Origin of the sequence: Aquabacterium sp., from assembly GCF_036279655.1 — a bacterium.
Lineage (GTDB): Bacteria > Pseudomonadota > Gammaproteobacteria > Burkholderiales > Burkholderiaceae_C > Aquabacterium.
Map to the genome: position 1 here is coordinate 1 of NZ_DASUIT010000137.1, position 19,607 is coordinate 19,607.

The 19,607-nt window shown below is 67.1% G+C and carries 20 protein-coding genes and 1 pseudogene; 17 read left to right on the top strand and 4 right to left on the bottom strand.

Annotated features, from left to right (window positions below; genetic code table 11):
• Nucleotides 1–310: pseudogene (locus VFW84_RS14950) on the top strand (hypothetical protein); the annotation flags it as partial.
• A gap of 4 nt (nucleotides 311–314) precedes the next feature.
• Here VFW84_RS14950 and VFW84_RS14955 read toward each other — a convergent pair.
• Both VFW84_RS14955 and dacB read right to left on the bottom strand, forming a co-directional pair.
• On the bottom strand, nucleotides 315–635 hold the full coding sequence (locus VFW84_RS14955; protein ID WP_329681260.1) for a SemiSWEET transporter: 321 nt from the start codon (nucleotides 633–635) through the stop codon (nucleotides 315–317).
• Nucleotides 632–2,137 carry a D-alanyl-D-alanine carboxypeptidase/D-alanyl-D-alanine endopeptidase gene (gene dacB, locus VFW84_RS14960; RefSeq protein WP_329681261.1) on the bottom strand — a complete coding sequence of 502 codons (1,506 nt, stop codon included), beginning with the start codon at nucleotides 2,135–2,137 and terminating at the stop codon, nucleotides 632–634. The genes VFW84_RS14955 and dacB overlap by 4 nt, the downstream gene beginning before the upstream one ends.
• Before the next feature lie 42 nt (nucleotides 2,138–2,179).
• Between dacB and tsaB the strand changes: the two genes are divergently transcribed.
• From tsaB to VFW84_RS14975, 3 genes are read left to right on the top strand one after another with little or no spacing between them, the layout of a single operon-like run.
• Nucleotides 2,180–2,932, top strand: a complete 753-nt coding sequence (gene tsaB / locus VFW84_RS14965) for a tRNA (adenosine(37)-N6)-threonylcarbamoyltransferase complex dimerization subunit type 1 TsaB (protein WP_329681262.1) — start codon at nucleotides 2,180–2,182, stop codon at nucleotides 2,930–2,932.
• 23 nt (nucleotides 2,933–2,955) lie between these two features.
• The gene (gene rimI / locus VFW84_RS14970; RefSeq protein WP_329681263.1) at nucleotides 2,956–3,408 is read left to right on the top strand and encodes a ribosomal protein S18-alanine N-acetyltransferase; all 453 of its coding nucleotides are present in this window, start codon (nucleotides 2,956–2,958) and stop codon (nucleotides 3,406–3,408) included.
• Nucleotides 3,392–4,267, top strand: coding sequence for a uracil-DNA glycosylase (locus VFW84_RS14975; RefSeq protein ID WP_329681264.1), 876 nt, complete (start codon nucleotides 3,392–3,394; stop codon nucleotides 4,265–4,267). The genes rimI and VFW84_RS14975 overlap by 17 nt, the downstream gene beginning before the upstream one ends.
• Here the strand turns inward: VFW84_RS14975 and VFW84_RS14980 are convergent.
• Together VFW84_RS14980 and hemB are read right to left on the bottom strand one after the other, a co-directional pair.
• Nucleotides 4,261–5,382: a magnesium transporter CorA family protein gene (locus VFW84_RS14980; protein ID WP_329681265.1), complete on the bottom strand. Its 1,122-nt coding sequence runs from the start codon at nucleotides 5,380–5,382 to the stop codon at nucleotides 4,261–4,263. The two genes, VFW84_RS14975 and VFW84_RS14980, sit on opposite strands and share 7 nt — an antisense overlap.
• Before the next feature lie 22 nt (nucleotides 5,383–5,404).
• A complete protein-coding gene (gene hemB, locus VFW84_RS14985) occupies nucleotides 5,405–6,406 on the bottom strand; it encodes a porphobilinogen synthase (RefSeq protein ID WP_329681266.1) in 1,002 nt (333 codons plus the stop codon).
• 328 nt (nucleotides 6,407–6,734) lie between these two features.
• Here hemB and VFW84_RS14990 point away from each other — a divergent pair, with 328 nt between their 5' ends.
• From VFW84_RS14990 to VFW84_RS15050, 13 genes are all read left to right on the top strand, one after another.
• A complete protein-coding gene (locus tag VFW84_RS14990) occupies nucleotides 6,735–7,166 on the top strand; it encodes a CopD family protein (RefSeq protein ID WP_329681267.1) in 432 nt (143 codons plus the stop codon).
• 12 nt (nucleotides 7,167–7,178) lie between these two features.
• Nucleotides 7,179–8,336, top strand: coding sequence for a VanZ family protein (locus tag VFW84_RS14995; RefSeq protein WP_329681268.1), 1,158 nt, complete (start codon nucleotides 7,179–7,181; stop codon nucleotides 8,334–8,336).
• 9 nt (nucleotides 8,337–8,345) lie between these two features.
• Complete coding sequence (locus tag VFW84_RS15000) at nucleotides 8,346–8,672, top strand: (2Fe-2S) ferredoxin domain-containing protein (protein ID WP_329681269.1); 327 nt, start codon at nucleotides 8,346–8,348, stop codon at nucleotides 8,670–8,672.
• Nucleotides 8,673–8,683: 11 nt separating this feature from the next.
• Complete coding sequence (locus VFW84_RS15005; RefSeq protein WP_329681270.1) at nucleotides 8,684–9,319, top strand: alpha/beta hydrolase; 636 nt, start codon at nucleotides 8,684–8,686, stop codon at nucleotides 9,317–9,319.
• A 203-nt stretch (nucleotides 9,320–9,522) separates the two neighbouring features.
• Nucleotides 9,523–10,614 (top strand): D-alanyl-D-alanine carboxypeptidase family protein, encoded by a 1,092-nt coding sequence (locus VFW84_RS15010; protein WP_329681279.1) that lies wholly within the window; start codon nucleotides 9,523–9,525, stop codon nucleotides 10,612–10,614.
• Between the two features lie 23 nt (nucleotides 10,615–10,637).
• A complete protein-coding gene (locus VFW84_RS15015) occupies nucleotides 10,638–10,949 on the top strand; it encodes an HP0495 family protein (RefSeq protein WP_329681271.1) in 312 nt (103 codons plus the stop codon).
• An 87-nt stretch (nucleotides 10,950–11,036) separates the two neighbouring features.
• Nucleotides 11,037–11,360 (top strand): preprotein translocase subunit YajC, encoded by a 324-nt coding sequence (gene yajC, locus VFW84_RS15020; protein WP_329681272.1) that lies wholly within the window; start codon nucleotides 11,037–11,039, stop codon nucleotides 11,358–11,360.
• 46 nt (nucleotides 11,361–11,406) lie between these two features.
• Nucleotides 11,407–13,269: a protein translocase subunit SecD gene (secD, locus tag VFW84_RS15025; protein WP_329681273.1), complete on the top strand. Its 1,863-nt coding sequence runs from the start codon at nucleotides 11,407–11,409 to the stop codon at nucleotides 13,267–13,269.
• Between the two features lie 3 nt (nucleotides 13,270–13,272).
• Nucleotides 13,273–14,289: a protein translocase subunit SecF gene (gene secF / locus VFW84_RS15030; protein WP_329681274.1), complete on the top strand. Its 1,017-nt coding sequence runs from the start codon at nucleotides 13,273–13,275 to the stop codon at nucleotides 14,287–14,289.
• Between the two features lie 32 nt (nucleotides 14,290–14,321).
• Nucleotides 14,322–16,694, top strand: a complete 2,373-nt coding sequence (locus tag VFW84_RS15035; protein ID WP_329681275.1) for a DUF1631 family protein — start codon at nucleotides 14,322–14,324, stop codon at nucleotides 16,692–16,694.
• A 147-nt stretch (nucleotides 16,695–16,841) separates the two neighbouring features.
• A complete protein-coding gene (locus tag VFW84_RS15040; protein ID WP_329681276.1) occupies nucleotides 16,842–18,407 on the top strand; it encodes a PilN domain-containing protein in 1,566 nt (521 codons plus the stop codon).
• Nucleotides 18,404–19,096 (top strand): hypothetical protein, encoded by a 693-nt coding sequence (locus VFW84_RS15045; protein WP_329681277.1) that lies wholly within the window; start codon nucleotides 18,404–18,406, stop codon nucleotides 19,094–19,096. The genes VFW84_RS15040 and VFW84_RS15045 overlap by 4 nt, the downstream gene beginning before the upstream one ends.
• A complete protein-coding gene (locus tag VFW84_RS15050; protein WP_329681278.1) occupies nucleotides 19,093–19,557 on the top strand; it encodes a hypothetical protein in 465 nt (154 codons plus the stop codon). Before VFW84_RS15045 ends, VFW84_RS15050 begins: the two co-directional genes overlap by 4 nt.
• Nucleotides 19,558–19,607: the final 50 nt, after the last annotated feature.

Below are 19,607 nucleotides of genomic sequence, written 5' to 3' on the forward strand. Positions count from 1 at the left end.
GGGAGGGGTGAAGAACGATGGGCATTTCATCGGTCGCGTCAAGGGCTACGAGCAGGTCCGCTACATGACGGACGACGCCTCGGCCTACAGCCTCGCGAATGTGGTCGATCCGGTGTGTAATCCGGATGCTGGGCGCACGCCAGCAGGCGTTCCGGATGACTCGTCCACCCTGTATTGCAACAGCACGACGCTGGTCACAGGTGGCAGTGCTCTCAACTACCTGTGGGCCGATGAGGTCAACCTGAGCCCGACCTTCCACGCCAGCCTGGGCAACCTGGCCTACATCCGCGCACGCGACAACCCCTTCTGATCCTTCAGTTGGCGGGCGGCTGGCCCGCCCGGCCATACCGGAGCTTCATGCCCAGGATGGCCAGGGCCAGGGCCAGCGTGATGCCATTGGCCACGGTCATGGGCCAGGAGCCCTTGGCCAGGCCGTAGACCAGCCACAGCGCCACACCCACGGTGAAGGCGCTGTACATGCCCAGGGAGATGCCGCTCACATTGCGCGTGCGGAAGGTCAACCAGGCCTGGGGGATGAAGGAGCCCGTGGTCAGCACGGCCGCGGCCGAACCGATGGTTTCGATGTGCAGGCCTTCCAGGGCGGCCAAGGCGGGCCACAGATCGTGGAGGTTCATCGGTCGTCTCCGGCCCAGTCGAGCACCGCCCGCATCACCGGACGGGCCACCTCGGCGCGCGCATCGTTGACCACCGCCACCACGACCAGGCGGCGTCCCGAAGGCGTCTGCACCATCCCACCCACGGCGGTGACGTCATCCAGTGATCCGGTCTTGAGGTGGGCACGTCCCACCACCGCCGTCATGCGGCGAGCGGTGCCATCCACCCCCGCCAGGGGCAGCGAGGCCAGCCACTCCGGCATCAGCGGATCGTGCCACATGGCGGCGATCCAGTGGCCCATGCAGGCCGCACTGGCCCCTTCTGTGCGAGACAGCCCTGAGCCGTTGTCCAGCACCAGGGCGGCGCCGTCACAGGGCCCGCCATCCAGGCTCAACGCCATGCCAGGGGTTCGAGTGGCCTGGCGCACCTGAGCGGCCACGAACTCTCGAGCGCGCTCCAGCGAGGCAGGCCCTGCGCCCTCTGCGGGGCGCCCCAAGGTCAGAAACAGCTGCCGGGCCATCACGTTGTTGCTGAACTTGTTGATGTCGCGCACCACCTCTGCCAGCGGCGGAGAGCTCCAGCTCAGCCAGGGCTCGGGGGGCGGCGATGGCCAGGCCCCCTCCAGCACCTGGCCACGCAGGCGTCCGCCCGCGTCGGACCAGGCGGCCTGCCACACCCGGGCGCTGTGCTCGCCCGGGGCCGACTGCGGCCACAGCAGGGGCCAGGACTGGGCGCCACAGGCCAGCGGATAGCGGCCTTGCACCCGCACCCGTCGGTTGGCCTGGATGTCCACGCTCAGGTCGGTGCGCCAGTCGCCGCAGGGCGCCTGCGCGTCCAGCCGGACTCGGGCATCCAGCACCACACCCGCCAGGGCAGGGGTGAGCGTGACCCGCGCCTGACCGGCCCGTGCAGGGCCGGGGCGCAATTGCAGGCTGACCGCCTGGTGGGCCAGCAACCAGGCGTCCGGGGCGGCGTTGTAAGGTTTGAGGGGCTGCCCATCGAAGGCGGCGGTATCGAAGAAAGCCCGTTCGAACACGCTGCGGTCGATGCGGACATCACCCCGGATCTCCCTGAGCCCGGCCTCTCGCCACTGTTTCAGCCAGGCCGCCAGGCGCTGGCTGTCCAGGCTGGGATCCCCGCTGGCGCGGATGAACACATCGCCGCGCAGCACACCCTGGCGATCCAGGGGGCCGCCCAGGGCCACGGGGGTGCTCCAGGTGAAGGCCGGCCCCAGCGTGCGCAAGGCCACGCCCGTGGTCATCAGCTTCATCACCGAGGCCATGCGGCGGGGCAGGGTGGCCTGGTAGCTCAGGGTGGGGCCGCTCCGATCCAGGGGGTGCACCCACACCGACAGGGAGGACGCGGGCAAGCCGCTGGCTGCCAGTGCCTGGGCAACCGTGTCGGGCAGGGTTCCGCCACTTTGCGCCTGGGCCGGCGGGGCGGCCAGCGGCGACAGCAGGGCCGCTGCCAGCACCAGGGGCGAGGGGGTGAAACACCGGAAAGAAGAGCCATGACGCGACATGATGGCCATCATAGGGGGGCGGCACTCGCTACACTGGCGGCCATGTTGTCACCCGACCCCACCTGCCTGCTGGCCCTTGACACGGCCACCGACCTGGTCCACCTCGCGCTCATCACGCCGGAGCGGGTGCAGTCGCGCGTCGTGGCCGGGGGGGCGCAGGCGTCCGCCACGACCTTGCCACAGCTGCAGGATCTGCTGGCGCAGGCGCAGCTGGGCTGGTCCGATGTGCAGGCGGTGGCGTTCGGGCGGGGCCCGGGGGCTTTCACCGGTCTGCGCACGGCCTGCTCGGTGACGCAGGGGCTGGCGCTGGGGCTGGAGATCCCGGTCATTGCGCTCGACACCTTGATGGCCGTCGCTGAATCGGCGCGTCGCCAGCACCCCGGGCTGGCGGCCTGGCTGGCCAGCGATGCGAACGCCGTGTTGTGGGTGCTGCAGGATGCGCGCATGAGCGAGGTCTATGCCGCAGCCTACCGCTGGCAGGCCGATCAGGGCTGGCAGTGTGGCGTTGCGCCGTGCCTGTGGAGCTTGCCGGTCTTGCGCGAACAGATCGAGTCGGGGGCGGTGCACGCTGCTGCAGGCAGTGCCCTGCGCGCCTACCCCGACGAGGTGGCGTCCCTGCGTGGTCCGGCGGTGCCCGAGGCCTGCCCGGACGGCGAGGCCCTGGGGGCCCTGGCGCAGGCCGCCTGGCGGCGTGGCGAGTGCCTGGATGCGGCGCTGGCATTGCCCCTGTATGTGCGCGACAAGGTGGCACAGACCACGGCCGAACGCGTGGCGGCACGGGAGGCGTCGACGTGATCGCGGACCTGCAGTGGCGTCCCATGACGCAGGATGACATTGCCGAGGTGCTGCAGATGGAGCGCCCGGCCTGCCTGCATCCCGTGCATGCCTGGAGCGAGGACAACTACCGATCCTCGCTCAGGAGCGGCTACTGGATGCGCGTGGCCTGCTCGCCCCAGGGCCGCATCGTGGGTGTGTGCGTGGCCATGTTCGGCGTCGATGAGCTGCATCTGCTCAACATTGCCGTGGCCCGCGAGGCGCAGGGGCAGGGCCTCGCGCGCTGGATGCTGGCCCAGTTGATCGCGCTCTGCCAGGCCCACGCCCTGGCGAGCATCTGGCTGGAGGTGCGCCCCAGCAACACGCCGGCCCGGGCGCTGTACCAGGCGCAGGGCTATGTCGATGTGGGCGTGCGCAAGGCCTATTACCCCGCGCCTGAAGGGCGTGAGGATGCCCTGGTCATGAAGCGGGAGGTCGATCATGTCTCGATGGCCTGAACGCCGACTGGCCATGCTGCGCGAGATGGGGGTGCAGCATTTCTGGCCCACGGACGACGAGGCCGATGCGGTTGCCGATGCGTCGCCCCCTGCGGTGCAGGCGGTGGCCGACGCGGGTGAGGTGCGTGCCGCGGTGTCGTCCTCGGCGCCCTTGACGGCGCCCACCCCTGCGCGTGCTCGTCCGGCCGCCGCAGCCACCCCCACCCCCGCCCCCGCCGTGAAGGCGGTGAGCACCCCGGTGGCGCTGGGCCCCAGGCCGGTGGGTGTTGACACCATGGACTGGCCGGCCTTGCGCGAGGCCGTGGCGGGCTGCCAGGCGTGCGGCCTGTGCCAAGGGCGCCAGCAGACGGTGTTCGGCGTGGGGCACCCGCAGGCTCGCTGGATGCTGGTGGGCGAGGCCCCCGGTGAGCAGGAAGATCGCCAAGGCGAACCCTTTGTCGGCCGAGCCGGGCAACTGCTGGACCGCATGCTCACGGCCGTCGGTCTCACGCGGGCGGAGGCGCCGGCCGAGCAGCAGGTCTACATCGCCAATGTGATCAAGTGCCGTCCGCCCGGCAACCGCAATCCCCTGCCCGAGGAGGTCGCGCAGTGCGAGCCCTTCCTGCTGCGTCAGGTGCAACTGGTGCAGCCGCGCCTGATCCTGGCCATGGGGCGTTTTGCCGTGCAGTCCTTGTTGCGCTCTGCGGAGCCCATTGGCCGTTTGCGGGGCAAGGTCCATGACTACCATGGCGTGCCCCTGGTGGTGACCTACCACCCCGCCTACCTGCTGCGCAACCCGGCCGACAAGGCCCTGGTGTGGGACGATCTGTGCCTGGCGCGTGAATTGGTGTCCCGCCGGCCCGATCCTGCGGCTCAGTGATCGCCCAGGTAGCGTTTGCGCCAGAACAGCCAGACCAGGCCCAGGGCCACCACCACCATCAGGGCGAAGGCGATCAGCACGCCCGTGCTCGAGTGGATCAGCGGCAAGGCATCGAAGTTCATGCCGAAGATGCCCGTGATCAGGTTCAGGGGCAGGAAGATGGCGGTCAGCACCGTCAGGGTTCGCATGATCTGATTGGTGCGGCTGCCCTGCGCCGAGAAGTGCATCTGCACGGCGCTTTCGGCGGAGCTCTCCAGCCGCCGCACGTGGGTGAGCACGCGTTCGATGTGCTCATGCACGTCGCGCGAGCGCACGCGCAGCAGTTCACGCTCGCGCATGGCTGTTGCGTTGTCGGGCATGGGCCACTCGTCCAGGGAGTCGATCCATTCCTGCAAGGCGCTGCGTTGATCCTCGCAGGTGTCCTCCAGCAGGTGCAGGGCATTGCGTGACTCCAGCAAGGCCTGCCAGTTCATGAAGCGGCTGTGGGGGTTGAGCAGCTCATGCTGCAGATAGCCGAACTGCCGCGTCAGCAGGCGGCGCAGGTCCAGGTAGCTGTCCACCATGTGGTTGACGATGCGCAGCATCAGGTCGGCCGGGCTGGTGGGCATGCGGGAGGAGCTGCCGCGCGGGCCCATGTGGAACTCGCTGGTGGGTGGAGGGGCTTCCCGGCTCATCTGCCCCAGGCGCTGGATGAAGAAGTCGCGCACCGAGCAGTCGGTGGGATGCACGGTGAGCAGCACGCGGTCGAACACCGCAAAGCCCACCGGGCTGGTGTCGATGCTGGCCAGCGCCTGGCGGCCGCTGGACGCCGTGCCCTGCTCGTCGTCCACGAACAGCCGTTCCGTGCCGGGGCCGGGGGCCAGGCGACGAAACACCAGGACGTCATACCAGGAGGTGTAGTCGAACTGCGAAGGCAGTTGCGGGTTGAGCAGGTCGGAGATGTGCAGGTCCACCAGCGCCCCGCCGGTCAGGCGGTGCAGTTGGGCCTGCAGGGCTGCCACCTGCACCTCGAACTCGCGCCGCCCGCTGGCCACCCACAGGAAGCCCGAGACGGGCGTCGTCTCGGGCAAACCGTCCAACTCGGTCAGACCGTCATTGATCAGGAAGTAACGCACGCAGACCTTTCGGGGGGGCGGATCAGGCCTGGATCAGTTGCGCGGCTTCCAGGGCGAAGTAGGTCAGCACCCCGTCGGCGCCGGCGCGCTTGAAGGCCAGCAAGGCCTCCATCATCGCCGCATCGTGGTCCAGCCAGCCGTTCTGGGCGGCCGCCTTGAGCATGGCGTATTCGCCACTGACTTGATAGGCGAAGGTGGGGACCCGGAACTCGTCCTTCACGCGGCGCACGATGTCCAGATAAGGCATGCCGGGCTTGACCATGACCATGTCGGCGCCCTCGGCGATGTCCATGCCCACCTCGCGCAGGGCCTCGTCGCTGTTGGCGGGGTCCATCTGGTAGACCTTCTTGTTGGCGCGGCCCAGGTTGGCGGCCGAGCCCACGGCGTCTCGGAAGGGCCCGTAGAAGGCGCTGGCGTACTTGGCGCTGTAGGCCATGATGCGGGTGTGGATCAGCCCCTGGGATTCCAGGGCCAGGCGGATCGCGCCAATGCGCCCGTCCATCATGTCGGACGGCGCCACGATGTCCACGCCGGCTTCGGCCTGCACCAGGGCCTGACGGGTCAGCACCGACACGGTCTCATCGTTGAGGATGTAGTTCGTGTCATCGAGCAGGCCATCCTGACCGTGGGTGGTGAAGGGGTCCAGGGCCACATCGGTCATCACGCCCAGACCAGGGAAGCGTTGCTTGAGTTCGCGCACGGTGCGGGGCACCAGGCCTTCGGGGTTCAGGGCTTCCTGGCCATCCGGGGTCTTGAGGGCCGGATCGATGACCGGAAACAGGGCCATGACCGGAATGCCCAGCTCGACACAGCGCTCGGCCTGGGCCCACAGCGCCCCCCGCCCCAGACGTTGCACCCCCGGCATGGAGGGGATGTTTTGCGCGCCGTCGTCTTGATCCAACACAAAGACTGGATAGATCAGATCTGAAGAAGTGAGTGCGTGCTCTCTCACCAGGGCGCGTGTGAACTCGTCTCGGCGCAGGCGGCGGGGGCGGTGTTGGGGAAAGTGCTGCAGAAATTGCATGACACGAAATGCCGTTAAACGTGTGAAGGAATGCAAAGAGAACCGGAAAAACGCGCAAAAGCCCATGATTTCCGGACAGGGCCTCTGTGCATGGCGAAAGAACCTGTCTATAATTGACCCCGGATGATACGCCGCAAGGCTGTCATTCCCTGCTTTTCCTCCCTGAGCAGGTGCCTTACCGTGATGACAGCGTTAAGGCTTCACAGCCCCGGCTCATGCCGGGGCTCTTTTTTTGTGCCTTCCATTTGTTCATGTCCTGTTGCTGCATTGCACCAGCACATGAGGGGTGCATGTCAGATGCCCCTCGGCGCGGCACATAATGTGCCCCATGCTGTGGATCAAAGCGTTGCATATCATTTTCGTGGCCAGCTGGTTCGCCGGGCTGTTCTATCTGCCACGTCTGTATGTCAACCTGGCCATGGTGGCGCCCGACAGCCACGTCGAGCGAGAGCGTCTGCTGCTCATGACTCGCAAGCTCTATCAGTTCACCAATTTGCTGATGATGCCAGCTCTGGGTTTTGGCCTTCTGCTCTGGCTCAAGTATGGGATCGGCAAGGAAGGCCCCGGCAATGGCTGGCTGCATGCCAAGCTGGCCGTGGTGGGTTGTACCCTGATCTTCCAGTACATCTGCCGCCGCTTCCTCTATGAGTTCGAGCAACTCAAGAACCAGCGCACTCACGTGTTCTACCGCATCTTCAACGAGTTGTCGGTGGTGCTGTTTGCCACGGCGGTCATCCTGGTGGTGGTCAAGCCCTTCTGACGAGGGGCGGCCATGATCCTGCATCGCAGCACGGCCTGGCCCCTGACCTGGGCCAGTGTGGCCCTCATTGTCTACGCCACCTTGCATCCGCTCAGCGGCTGGCACTGGCCGCCACCCGGCGTGCTGTCCTGGGCCTTGCCCAAGCAACGCTGGGAAACCACGTCGGACCTGATCGGCAACCTGCTGGGCTACATGCCTTTGGGCGGGGTGCTGTGTCTGGCCCTGCTGCGCAGCGGTTGGCGGACGTGGTCGGCGGCCCTCATGACCTGGCTGGCCTGCTCGGGCCTGTCCTATGGGCTGGAGCTGATCCAGTTCACGCTGCCGGGGCGTGTGCCCTCCGTGTCGGACTGGGCCCTCAACTCCCTGGGGGCGGCCTGGGGCATCCTGGCGGCCGTGACGGCCCAGGCCCTGGGGGCGGTGGACTGGTGGCATCGCTGGCGCGAGCGCTGGTTCATCCCGCAGGCCGGCTTCGGGCTGGCCTTGCTGTGGCTGTGGCCTCTGGGCCTGCTGTTCCCGCCGCCGCTGCCCCTGGCGCAGGGGCAGATCTGGCCCACGCTGCAGTGGCTGCTGATCGACTGGACAGCGCAGACGCCGCTGCAGGCCTGGTTCCTGCCCGACGGCGATGTGCTGGGCGCCCTCATCCGCTTGCAATGGCCCGAGCTGGCAGCCCAGCAGCAGGCGGTGGATCAGCAGACCTGGTGGCAACCGGTGCGCGACACCCTGATCGTCACGCTGGGCCTGCTGGCGCCCATGTCGGTGGCCTGCGCCCTGGCCCGTCCGCCGGCCCTGCGGCTGTGGTTGCTGGCGGGGGGCGTGGTGCTGGGCGTGTTGGGCAGCACCGTGTCCATGGCCATGAACTATGGCCCCGAGCATGCCCTGGCCTGGGTGAGCCTGCCGGCCCTGGTCGGCCTGCTGGCCGGGGCGGTGCTGGGGGGCTTGCTGCTGGGGCGTTCGCGCCCGATGGCGGCCTTCCTGGGGCTGCTGGTGCTGGCGGGCCTGGTGGTGCTGGTGCACCAGATTCCGGCCGATCCCTACTACGGACAGACCCTGCAGGCCTGGGAGCATGGGCGTTTTGTGCGCTTTCATGGGTTGGCGCGCTGGTTCGGTCTCCTCTGGCCCTATGCGGCTTTTGTCTGGTTGCTGGGGCGCTTGTTCGGGCGCAGCGCCTAAAATCCGGGCATGAGCTATTTCCAGCGCCACATCTTCTTCTGTCTGAACCAGCGCATCAACGGCGAGAACTGCTGTGCCGATCATGCCGCCAAGGACGGGTTCGATCACTGCAAGGCCCGTGTGGCCGCGGCCGGCTTGAACGGGCCGGGGCAGGTGCGGGTCAACAAGGCCGGCTGCCTGGATCGCTGTTCGGGCGGGCCGGTGGCAGTGGTCTACCCCGAGGGCACCTGGTACACCTATGTCGACCCGTCCGACATCGACGAGATCGTCGATCGGCACCTGATCGGCGGTGAGGTGGTGGATCGCCTGGTGCTGCCCGAGTCCGTGGGCCGCTGAGCTCGTTCATCATGATCGGCCGACCTGCCTCGCAACGGATCGAAGGCCCCGCCGGGCCATTGGAAGTGGTGGTCGAGTCGCCTGCGGGCTCGCCGCGCGGGCTGGCCGTGGTGGCACACCCTCATCCCCTGATGGGCGGCACCATGGACAACAAGGTCGTGCACACCCTGGTGCGTGCCTTTGTCAGCCAGGGCTGGGTGGCGGTGCGTTTCAATTTCCGTGGGGTGGGGGGCTCGGGGGCGTCCTGGGACGAGGGCCGCGGCGAGCTCGATGACATGCTGGCCGTGGTGGCGCACCACCGCACCGATCCCCAGTGGCGCACCTTGCCGCTGGCCCTGGCGGGCTTTTCCTTTGGGGGCTATGTGGCGGCCCGTGCTGCTGTCGTGCTGGCCGAGCAAGGCCTGCGGGTCGATCCGCTGGTGCTGGTCAGCCCTGCCACGCGTTACGAGGTGCCCGCCGTGCCGGCCCACACGCTGGTGGTCCAGGGCGAGCGCGATGACGTGGTGCCCCTGGCGAGCATCCTGGACTGGGCGCGGCCACAAGGCCTGCCGGTGTCGGTGGTGCCCGGGGCGGGACACTTTTTTCATGGTCAGTTGGGAACGCTCAAGCACCTGGTGCAGTCTCACCTGAAGGCCTTTTCTGCCTGACCTGCTCTGGCCACCACCCTCCTGTGGGGTGATCACGTGCCGGGCGGGTTGATCTTTTTTTGAATGTGATGTCGATGAACTTGCTGATTTCCGATCGCCGCGGCTGCCTGCGGGCCCTGGTGGCGTCTTCTCTGCTCGTGGGGGGGCTGGGGGCGATCCCCTGGAGCGCGCAGGCGGCAACGCCCGCGCCGGCGCTCACCCCCATGGCCATGCCCCAGCCCCCCGAGGTGGCGGCGCGTGCCTTCATCCTGCAGGACCTGAGCAGTGCTCAGACCCTGGCCGCGCGTCAGGCCGACACCCCGGTCGAGCCGGCATCCCTGACCAAGCTGATGACGGCCTATCTGGTGTTCCAGGCGCTGCAGAACGGCAAGCTGCAACTGGCCCAGGACCTGCCGGTGTCCGAGCGCGCCTGGCGCACCGGCATGACCGGCGCCTCGCGCACCTTCATCAAGGTCAACAGCCGCGTCAAGGTCGATGACCTGATCAAGGGCATGATCGTGCAGAGCGGCAATGACGCCACCACGGCGCTGGCCGAGGGGGTGGGCGGCACCGTCGAGGTCTTTGTCGACATGATGAACCGCCAGGCCCAGGCCTTCGGCCTCAAGGCCACCCACTTCAAGAACCCGGAGGGGCTGACCGCGCCCGGGCATGTCAGTACGGCGCGTGAGTTGTCGGTCATCGCGTCGCGCCTGATCACCGATTTCCCCAACTCGCTGCCGTACTACTCCATGAAGGAGTTCAGCTACAACGGCATCCGTCAGAACAACCGCAACCTGCTGCTGTGGCGCGATCCCACCGTGGACGGTCTCAAGACCGGCTTCACCGAGGCCGCGGGTTATTGCCTGATCTCCACCGCCAAGCGCAGCACCGGTGGGGTGTCGCGCCGGCTGCTCAGTGTGGTGGTGGGCACGGCCTCGCCCGAGGCGCGCGCCAACGAGAGCCAGAAGTTGCTCAACTGGGGCTACAGCGCGTTCGACGTGGTCAAGCTCTTTGATGCAGGCCAGGCCGTGAGCACGGCCCCCGTCTGGAAGGGTGCGGCCAACACGGTCAAGCTCGGTCGCACCCAGCCCCTCGTGCTGGTGGTGCCGCGCGGGCAGGCGTCGGCCGTCAAGACCAGCGTGACCCGCTCCGATCCCTTGTTGGCCCCCCTGAACAAGGGGCAGGCCGTGGGCACGCTCAAGATCACCCTGGGTGGGCACCCCTGGCAGGAGGTGCCCCTGCAGGCGCTGGACGCCGTGCCCAGCGCTGGCTTCCTGGGCCGCGCCTGGGACGCCATGCGTCTGGCCATCCAGTGACCCCTGTGTCGGAGTTCGCACCCATGAGCCAAGCTGGCAACCCCTTCATCCCCTCGCAACCGGTGATCCCGCCCGAGGAATCCCTGATCCAGTACCCCTGCGCCTTCCCCATCAAGGTGATGGGGCCCAACACCGATGCGTTCACGCAAGCGGTGGTGGGGCTCGTGCAAGGGCTGGATCCCGGGTTTGACCCGGCGGCGAGCCTTGAAAAGCGACCGAGCAGCAGCGGCAACTACCTGGGCCTGACGGTCACCGTCACGGCCACCAGCCGCGAGCAGCTCGACAACATCTACCGCGCCCTCACCAGCCACCCCCAAGTCAAGTATGTCTTGTAAGCGCTTGCCCTAGGGCCTGGCATTTCACATCACACCCCCCGCATACAATCAACGGTTGCCCCAGATGGCGGGCAAGAAGGAATTCTCGTGTTCATCTCCAATGCTTATGCTCAGGCCGCCGGCGCGGCCGCTTCTCCCACCAGCAGCCTGATGGGCATGCTGCCCCTGGTGCTCATGTTCGTGGTGCTCTACTTCGTCATGATCCGCCCGCAGATGAAGCGCCAGAAGGAAACCAAGGCCATGCTCGAAGCGCTGGCCAAGGGCGACGAAGTCGTCACCCAGGGCGGTCTGGTCGGCAAGATCAGCAAGCTGGGTGACACCTTCGTGTCGCTCGAAGTGGCGGCTGGCACCGAGTTGCAGGTGCAGCGCGTGGCCATCATCCAGGTCCTGCCCAAGGGCACCCTGAAGTAAACACCCTCCAGGGCCGCGGGTGGCCCTGTTTGCAAGGACGCGCTTCATGAATCGTTACGCCTGGTGGAAGTACCTCATCATCGCTGTGGCCCTGCTGGTGGGCTTCATCTACAGCCTGCCCAATGTCTTTGGCGAGGCGCCTGCGGTGCAGCTCTCCAGTGGCAAGGCCACGGTCAAGCTGACCCCCGATGCGGTGGCCAAGGTCGAGGGCGTGCTGCGCCAGGCCCAGGTCACGCCTGATTTTGTCGAGTTTGACAATGGCTCGGTCAAGGCCCGCTTCAAGGACACCGACACCCAGCTCAAGGCGCGCGATGCCATCGGCAAGGCCTTCAACCCTGATCCGGCCGATCCGCACTACATCGTGGCGCTGAACCTGGTCTCGCGTTCGCCCCAGTGGCTGCGCGCGCTGCATGCCCAGCCCATGTACCTGGGTCTGGACCTGCGCGGTGGCGTGCACTTCCTGATGCAGGTCGACATGAAGGCCGCGCTCACGCAGAAGATCGAAGGCATGACGGGGGACATCCGCACCCTGCTGCGCGACAAGGACATCCGCCACGCCGGCATCCGCCGTGAGGGCGACTCGGTGCAGATCCGCTTCCGTGAGGAGGCCACCCGCAAGGCGGCACTCAACACCCTGAGCGACACCCTGCCCGATCTGGCCTGGGTGGCCGGGGTCGACAGCAGCGGCAATGGCGATCTGACCCTGGTGGGCGCGCTCAAGCCCGAGTCCATCCGCAAGGTGCAGGACCAGGCGCTCAAGCAGAACATCACCACCCTGCACAACCGCATCAACGAGCTGGGCGTGGCCGAGCCCGTGATCCAGCAGCAGGGCGCCGACCGCGTCGTGGTGCAGTTGCCCGGCGTGCAGGACACGGCCAAGGCCAAGGACATCATTGGCCGCACCGCCACCCTGGAGGTGCGCATGGTGGACGACAGCACCGAGGCCCAGGCTGCGCTGGCCGGTGGCGCGGTGCCGTTTGGCACCGAGCGCTTCCTGGAGCGAGGGGGCGTGCCGGTCATCGTCAAGCGCCAGGTGGTGCTCACCGGCGACAACCTGACCGACGCACAGCCCGGCTTCGACGAGAACCAGGAAGCCGCCGTGCACCTGACGCTGGACGCCCGGGGCGCCCGCATCTTCCGCGATGTCACCCGCGAAAGCGTGGGCAAGCGCATGGCCATCCTGCTCTTTGAAAAGGGCAAGGGCGAGGTCGTGACCGCCCCCGTGATCCGGGGTGAGATCTCGGGTGGCCGCGTGCAGATCTCCGGCCGCATGACCTCGGAGGAAGCCGCTGACACGGCCCTGCTGCTGCGTGCCGGCTCGCTGGCCGCGCCCATGGAGATCATCGAAGAGCGCACCGTCGGCCCCAGCCTGGGTGCCGAGAACATCACCATGGGCTTCAACAGCCTGATGTACGGCTTTGCCGCCATCGCGCTGTTCATGATGCTGTACTACCTGCTGTTCGGCGTGTTCTCTACGCTGGCGCTGACCGTCAACCTGCTGCTGCTGGTGGCGGTGCTGTCCATGCTGCAGGCCACGCTGACGCTGCCGGGCATCGCGGCCATCGCCCTGACGCTGGGCATGGCCATTGACTCCAACGTGCTGATCAACGAGCGTGTGCGTGAAGAGCTGCGCAACGGGTCTTCGCCGCAGTCGGCCATCCATGCCGGATACGAACACGCCTGGGCCACCATCCTGGACTCCAACGTGACCACCCTGATCGCCGGCCTGTCGCTGCTGGCCTTCGGTTCGGGCCCCGTGCGTGGTTTTGCCGTGGTGCATTGCCTGGGCATCCTCACCTCGATGTTCTCTGCGGTGTTCTTCTCGCGTGGCCTGGTCAACCTCTGGTATGGCCGTCAGAAAAAGCTCAAGAGCGTCTCGATCGGTCAGGTCTGGAAGCCGCAGGAGTAAATCATGGAATTTTTCCGAATCAAACGCGACATCCCGTTCATGCGGCATGCGCTGGTCTTCAATGCCATCTCCTTCCTGACCTTCGCGGCGGCGGTGTTCTTCCTGGTGACCCGGGGGCTGCACTTCTCCATCGAGTTCACGGGGGGCTCGCTCATCGAGTTCCAGTACGCCCAGAGCGCCGACATCACCAAGGTCCGCTCCGCGGTCGAAACCTTGAAGTTCGGCGATGTGCAGGTGCAGAAATTCGGCACCTCGCGCGATGTGCTGGTGCGCCTGCCCCTGCGCGGTGACATGAAGCAGGCCCAGGTGACCGAACAGGTCTTCGGGGCCATCTGCCAGGCCGAAGGGGGCCAGTTGGTCAGCAAGGACACGCTCAAGGGGCCGCAGCGCATCTGTCAGGCCGGCGGTGTCGAGCCTGTCACCTTGCAGCGCAGCGAATTCGTGGGCCCGCAGGTGGGTGACGAGTTGGCGCGTGATGGGGCCCTGGCCCTGGGCGTGACCGTGCTGGGCATCATGATCTACCTGGCCTTCCGCTTCGAGTGGAAGTTCGCCGTGGCCGGCATCATCGCCAACCTGCATGACGTGATCATCATCCTGGGGTTCTTCGCCTTCTTCCAGTGGGAGTTCTCGCTTTCCGTGCTGGCGGCGGTGCTGGCCGTGCTGGGCTACTCGGTGAACGAATCGGTGGTGATCTTCGACCGGATCCGTGAGGCCTTCCGCAAGTTCCGCAAAATGAGCACGTCCGAGGTGATCGACCACGCCATCACCAGCACCACCAGCCGGACCATCATCACCCACGGTTCGACCCAGATGATGGTGCTGGGCATGCTGATCTTCGGCGGCCCGACCCTGCACTACTTTGCGATGGCGCTGACCATCGGCATCCTGTTTGGCATCTACTCGTCGGTGTTCGTGGCGGCGGCGATTGCCATGTGGCTGGGTGTTAAACGCGAAGACCTCGTGAAAAGCACCAAGAAAGACATCGACCCGAACGATCCGAACGCCGGCGCCGTGGTGTAGAGTCCCAGAGGACTTGACCCACTCCTGGCCCTATGCCTGTTGGTTCCCCGAGAGACCTGGCGCAGCTGGCTCGCCGCACGTATCTGGATGCCCTGCGCCACGGCGCGGGGGATCTGGTGGCGGCCTGTGTGGAAGGCGCGCGCATGCTGGCCAGCCAGTCGGCCGAGCCGGGGCTCTATGCCCGGCGGCGGGATCTGGTCCTTGATCTGCCCCGCCATGAGGCCACCTGGCTCGATGCCCTGCAGGCCCATCTGCACGGGGCCCTTCAGGCCCTCCAGAGTGGCGCCAGCCCGCTGACCCGGCCTGCCGGGCTGGGCCTGGGGGAGGCCTCTCAGTTCAGTCTGGTCGAAGACGCGGTCATCGAGCTGGACATGGTGGTCTCTCGTCTGGGTCAGACGATCGCAGACCGGGCCGGATGGGAGTACACCGATCTGTGTTCGCGTCTGAGCTCCCTGGAGCAGCGCGCCGATGTCGCACTCGACCGCTCCGGGGAGGTGCTCAAGCCCGCCGTGCTGGCCCGCTGGGTGCTGGACGCCTGGGTGAGCGCTGGCCTGCCGCTGGAGCACTGGAAGACCCTGCAGACGGTGCTGCACGATGAAGTCTCCCATCTGGCCGAATCGGCTTACCACGACGCGAACCGGATCCTGCTGGAGCACGGCGTTCGTCCTGAAATCGATCTGAGACCCTTCATCCGTCGCGCCAAGGACGCCGGGGTGGTGCGTCCCCTGGCACCCTCGGTTGGCGTGAGCCATCAGCTCCAGGTGGGCCCTGGCACGGGCGGGGGGCGGGGCGGTGTGGGCGCCGAAGGCAGCAACCGTGTCACCGGCCCGGGCGGCGTGAGCAGCATGGGCGGCGGCATCGCCTATGAAGAAACCCGCCTCATGACCCAGGCGCCGGGCCTGCGCTCGATCGGGCAGAGCCAGGCAGTGCTGGGCAAGCTCAACCAGCTGGTGGCGCGGCAGGTGCCGGGGTTCGACCCCGGGACGCTGTCGCCGGGAGAGGCGGTGCCCACCCAGGGGTCGATGGCGCCTGCCTTGGGGCAGGCCATCGCCGCCACGCAGCGGGTGGTGCAGCAGCACAGCGACACCGACGGCGGGCAAGATGCCAGCCCGCGCGCGCTGGTGCACGAGCTGCAGTCTCGCAAGGCGGCGCTCAAGCAGGCGGCGGCCACGCCGGCCGAGCGGGCCACCATTGAAATCGTGGCCCTGCTGTTCCAGAGCATCCTGACCGAGGAGCGACTGCCGGCCTCCGTGCGCGTCTGGTTTGCTCGACTGCAGATGCCGGTGTTGCGGGTGGCGGTCAGTGAGCCCGACTTTTTTGCCACCGTCGACCACCCCGCCCGGGTGCTGATCGACCGCATGGGGGGCTGCGTGATGGGGTTCGCCGGGGGGGGCGATGAGGGCGAGCAAGATGCCCTGCACAAGGAGATCAAGCGCATTGTGCAGACCATCGAGGCCTATCCGGACACAGGCCGGCGCGTCTTCCAGACCGTGCTGGTCGAATTCGAGAAGTTCCTGGAGCACTACTTCCGCGAGGGCAACGAGTCCAGCCGCAAGGGCGTGTCCCTGGCGCAGCAGCTCGAGCAGCGTGAGGCTTATGCCATCCAGTACACCATCGAGCTGCGCAAGATGCTGCTGGACGTTCCGGTGCATGAAGGCATCCGCGATTTCCTCTTCAAGGTGTGGGCCGATGTGCTGGCGCACAGTGCGGTGCAGACCAGCCCGTCCAGCGAGGAGACCCGCTCGCTCAAGCGTCTGGCCGGCGACCTGATCTGGTCGGCCAGCGCCAAGGTCTCCCGTCAGGAGCGCAACGAGGTGCTGCAGCGCCTGCCCCCCCTGCTCAAGGCTTTGCGGGCTGGCATGACGCGCACGGGGATGATGGGGGAGCGGCAGGATCAGCACATCAAGGAACTCAATGTGGCCTTGTCGGCGGCTTTTTCTGCCCGTTCGGCGGCCATTTCCGCCGAAGGCCTGCGCGAGGTGACCCGCAAGCTCGAAGCCCTGGATGGGGTTTTGCCGGAGATGGAGGACCTGGAGCTGGACGCCGACACCCTGAAGGACCTCTCCGGCTACGAGAGCGAGGACCTGGAGGTCGTGGCCGAGGGCGGCAGCATGCCCACGCCCGCCATGCTGGCCTGGGCGCGCGAACTCAAACTGGGCGCCTGGTTCCAGCTGGATTACCGGGGCCGTGAGGAGCGGGTGCAACTGGCCTGGCGCGGCGTGCAGCGGCACCTGATGCTCTTTGTCACCCCTCAGGGGCGCGGGGTGCTGTTCCAGACCCACCGGCTGGCTGCCTTCCTGCAGGCAGGGCTGCTGGTGCCGCTGGAAGAAGAATCCCTGACGGTGCGGGCCACGCGGGATGCGCTGGCCAAACTCGACGCAGATCCCGAGCGACTGCTCAACTGAACCTGTCGCTTGTCGTTCCTGCGCGTCGCACCTGGCGGTGCCGTGTTGAGCGATGTGGAAAAAGCACGGACTTCGCCCACTTATTCCTTTCACCTCATGGAAGGGCATTTTGCGACCATTACTCTCGTGTGAGTCTTGGAGCAGGTCATGCGGTTTCGACGCCGGGTTGAAGGGGGTGAGCAGTGGGTGGCGGTGGTCCAGTCGGACGCCGTGCTGCATGCTGCCCAGATCAGCCTGGGCCCGGATCGTCGCCCCCGCCTGGGGTGGGTCTGGCAAGGGCCGAGTGCGGAGCTCAGTCAGGGCCTGCGCAGCCTGAACCGTGCCCATCGCCTGAAGGGCCTCAAGCTCACGGGGCAGATCGAGCGCACGCAATACCGGCTGATCTCGACCGAGGTGCCCGATGTGCCGCGTGAAGAGTGGTGCGATGCCATGCGCTGGCGCCTCAAGGACCAAGTGGACTTTCCGCTGGATGATGCCTTTCTGGATGTGCTGGCTGTGCCACAGGACACCCAGTTGCGTCAGATGCATCCGGCCATGGCCGTGGTGGCCCAGCGGGTGGACTTCAATCGCATGGCCCTGGCCGCCGATGACGTCGGCTTGAGCTGGTCGGCTGTCGATGTTCCCGAAACCGCGCTGTGCAACCTCAGCGCCCTGGCGGAAACGCCCGAGCAGGCGCATGCGTTGATGGTCTTCGGCGATGCCCATGGGATGCTGGTGATCACCTACAAGGGTGAGTTGCTGATGACCCGCAACATCGAGGTGGCGGTGTCGGCGGTGACCGGCTCGCAGGAAGCGCGTGGTGCAGCCCTGGGCCGCGCCGCCCTGGAGGTGCTGCGCACCCTGGACACCTTCGAGCGCATGCACAGCCAGGTCACCTTGTCGGGGCTGTCCGTCGTGCCCCCCGAGGGTGGCGAGGATGTGCTGGAGGTGCTGGCCGACCTGGTGTATGTGCCGGTCAAGTCCTTCGAGCTGAAGTCCTGGATGGATCTGGCCGTGCCGGAAGATCAGGGCATGCGTCTGGCTGCCACGCCCTCTCTGGATGAGTTGTGCGCCATCGGGGCGGCGCTGCGTGGCCATCGTCAGGCCCTGGGGCTGCAGAGCCTCTCGCTGGTGGATGAGGCCTCGGCGCTCACGGCGCCCCCGACCTGGAATGCGGTGTGGGGTCTGCGCATCGCGGCGGTGGTGGGCGGCGGTGCCTGCGCTGTGGGCGCCGTGATGTCCACCCTGTCGGCCGCCTACGATCGGCAGGCTGAAGCCTTCGAGGCCGATGTCGTGGCCTTGCGCCAGGAAGTGGGCCAGCAGACGGTGCCACCCGAGTTCAAGCAACTCTCCGATTTGCGTGCGCAGGAAGAGCGCCAGCGTCATGTGCGAGAGGCCTTGGCCAGCAGCATCCTGCCGCAGACGGCGCTGTATTCCGATTACCTGATCGCGCTGGCACGCCAGTCCCAGCCGGGCCTGTGGATCACCGAGTTGAACCTGCGTGGTCAGGGGTCTGATCTGGAACTGTCCGGTCGCATGCTCGATCCCGCCCAGTTGCCGTCCTACCTGGGCCGCCTGGAGCAGGAGCCCCAGTTCAAGGGGCGACGCTTTGCCCAGGTCGAGATGCGCTCGCTGGAGACGCCGGAGGGTGTGGGCCCCAGCCCCATCGCGTTCACGCTGCGGGGTCAACTGCCCAAGGCCGAAGGCCGTCTGCCACGGGAGGTGCGGCCATGAAGCAGATTGCCTTGCCGTCTTCCGCCGAGCTGATGATGCATTGGCGCCGGGTGCGTCGCGCCTTTGATGCGAGGCTGATGACCGAGCGGCGCCTGCTGATCGTGGCAGCGGCGTGCGTGATCTGGTTCTTGCTGGACACGATCTGGGTCACCCCGGCGTATCAGCACCTCAACAAGGCCACGAAGCGCAAGAGCGCTGCGGCGAGCTCACGCCAGATGCTGGTCACCCAGAAGGACCAGCTGGCCCAGGCCATGGTCCTGCAGAAACAAGGTGCGCAAAAGGAGCTGTTGCTCGTGCAAGAGCGCCTGGCAAAGGGCCAGCAGGAGCTCGAGCGCGCGCAATCCCAGATGGCGCCAGCGCGTGAGATGCGGCAGTTGCTCGATGCCATGCTGGCTCGCCACGGACAACTGAAGCTGCGCAGCATGCGCACCCTGCCACCGACCGAAGTCCGCATGGGTGGCTCGGAGTCGATCTCCGGTGGGGCACCGTTGTACAGCCATGGACTGGAACTGGTGGTGGAGGGCGGCTTCCATGAGTTGCTGGCCTGGCTGCGCAGCGTGGAATCCATGCCTCGTCGCCTGATCTGGCAGAGCATGAAGCTGTCATCGGATGAGCAGTCTCGCTTGACGCTCACCCTGCAGGTGCACACCCTCAGTCCGGACAAAGAGCCCCTGGAGATCGCACCATGAGACAAGGCCTTGTCCTGGGCGTGTGCCTGTTGGCGGGAGCGTGCTGGATGCCCGTGCAGTCCCAGATGTCCGCCTCCCTGCCGGATCCGACGCGCCCTCCGGCCAATCTGTCAACGGGCGGGCGCTCCGATGCCGCGTCGATGACCCCGGGGGGGGCCGCCAGTGCCGCCGCCCGTCCCGCGTCTGGAGCGTCGGGCGCATCTGCCCAGGTGGCCCGGCCCCGTCTGACCCTCATCCGCCTGGATGCCCAGGGTCGGGGCGTGGCCCTGATCGATGGTCGCCTGCTGTCCGTCGGGGATCGCGTGGGAGATGCCGTGGTGGCATCCATCGATGCACAGGGCGTGGTCTTGCGTGGCGCCAAGGGCTGGCTGCGCTTGCCGCTGATCGCGCCGTCTGCTCCGCACAAGGTTGTGACGCCCGGCGTGGCCGCGCCCGCGCGTGAAGAAAAGGAATCTCCATGACACATCTCCCCTCTCTGATCGCCGTGTTGCTGGGCGTGCTGGTCTGTCAC

Coding starts and splice junctions, on each gene's coding strand:
- tsaB (WP_329681262.1), top strand. CDS start 2,180: ATGTTGTCACCCGACCCCACCTGCCTGCTGGCCCTTGACACGGCCACC.
- hemB (WP_329681266.1), bottom strand. CDS start 6,406: ATGCAATTTCTGCAGCACTTTCCCCAACACCGCCCCCGCCGCCTGCGC.
- VFW84_RS15000 (WP_329681269.1), top strand. CDS start 8,346: ATGAGCTATTTCCAGCGCCACATCTTCTTCTGTCTGAACCAGCGCATC.
- VFW84_RS14990 (WP_329681267.1), top strand. CDS start 6,735: ATGCTGTGGATCAAAGCGTTGCATATCATTTTCGTGGCCAGCTGGTTC.
- VFW84_RS14975 (WP_329681264.1), top strand. CDS start 3,392: ATGTCTCGATGGCCTGAACGCCGACTGGCCATGCTGCGCGAGATGGGG.
- VFW84_RS15010 (WP_329681279.1), top strand. CDS start 9,523: ATGGCCATGCCCCAGCCCCCCGAGGTGGCGGCGCGTGCCTTCATCCTG.
- VFW84_RS14995 (WP_329681268.1), top strand. CDS start 7,179: ATGATCCTGCATCGCAGCACGGCCTGGCCCCTGACCTGGGCCAGTGTG.
- VFW84_RS15040 (WP_329681276.1), top strand. CDS start 16,842: ATGCGGTTTCGACGCCGGGTTGAAGGGGGTGAGCAGTGGGTGGCGGTG.
- VFW84_RS15015 (WP_329681271.1), top strand. CDS start 10,638: ATGAGCCAAGCTGGCAACCCCTTCATCCCCTCGCAACCGGTGATCCCG.
- secD (WP_329681273.1), top strand. CDS start 11,407: ATGAATCGTTACGCCTGGTGGAAGTACCTCATCATCGCTGTGGCCCTG.
- dacB (WP_329681261.1), bottom strand. CDS start 2,137: ATGTCGCGTCATGGCTCTTCTTTCCGGTGTTTCACCCCCTCGCCCCTG.
- VFW84_RS15045 (WP_329681277.1), top strand. CDS start 18,404: ATGAAGCAGATTGCCTTGCCGTCTTCCGCCGAGCTGATGATGCATTGG.
- VFW84_RS14955 (WP_329681260.1), bottom strand. CDS start 635: ATGAACCTCCACGATCTGTGGCCCGCCTTGGCCGCCCTGGAAGGCCTG.
- VFW84_RS15035 (WP_329681275.1), top strand. CDS start 14,322: ATGCCTGTTGGTTCCCCGAGAGACCTGGCGCAGCTGGCTCGCCGCACG.
- VFW84_RS15005 (WP_329681270.1), top strand. CDS start 8,684: ATGATCGGCCGACCTGCCTCGCAACGGATCGAAGGCCCCGCCGGGCCA.
- VFW84_RS15050 (WP_329681278.1), top strand. CDS start 19,093: ATGAGACAAGGCCTTGTCCTGGGCGTGTGCCTGTTGGCGGGAGCGTGC.
- rimI (WP_329681263.1), top strand. CDS start 2,956: ATGACGCAGGATGACATTGCCGAGGTGCTGCAGATGGAGCGCCCGGCC.
- secF (WP_329681274.1), top strand. CDS start 13,273: ATGGAATTTTTCCGAATCAAACGCGACATCCCGTTCATGCGGCATGCG.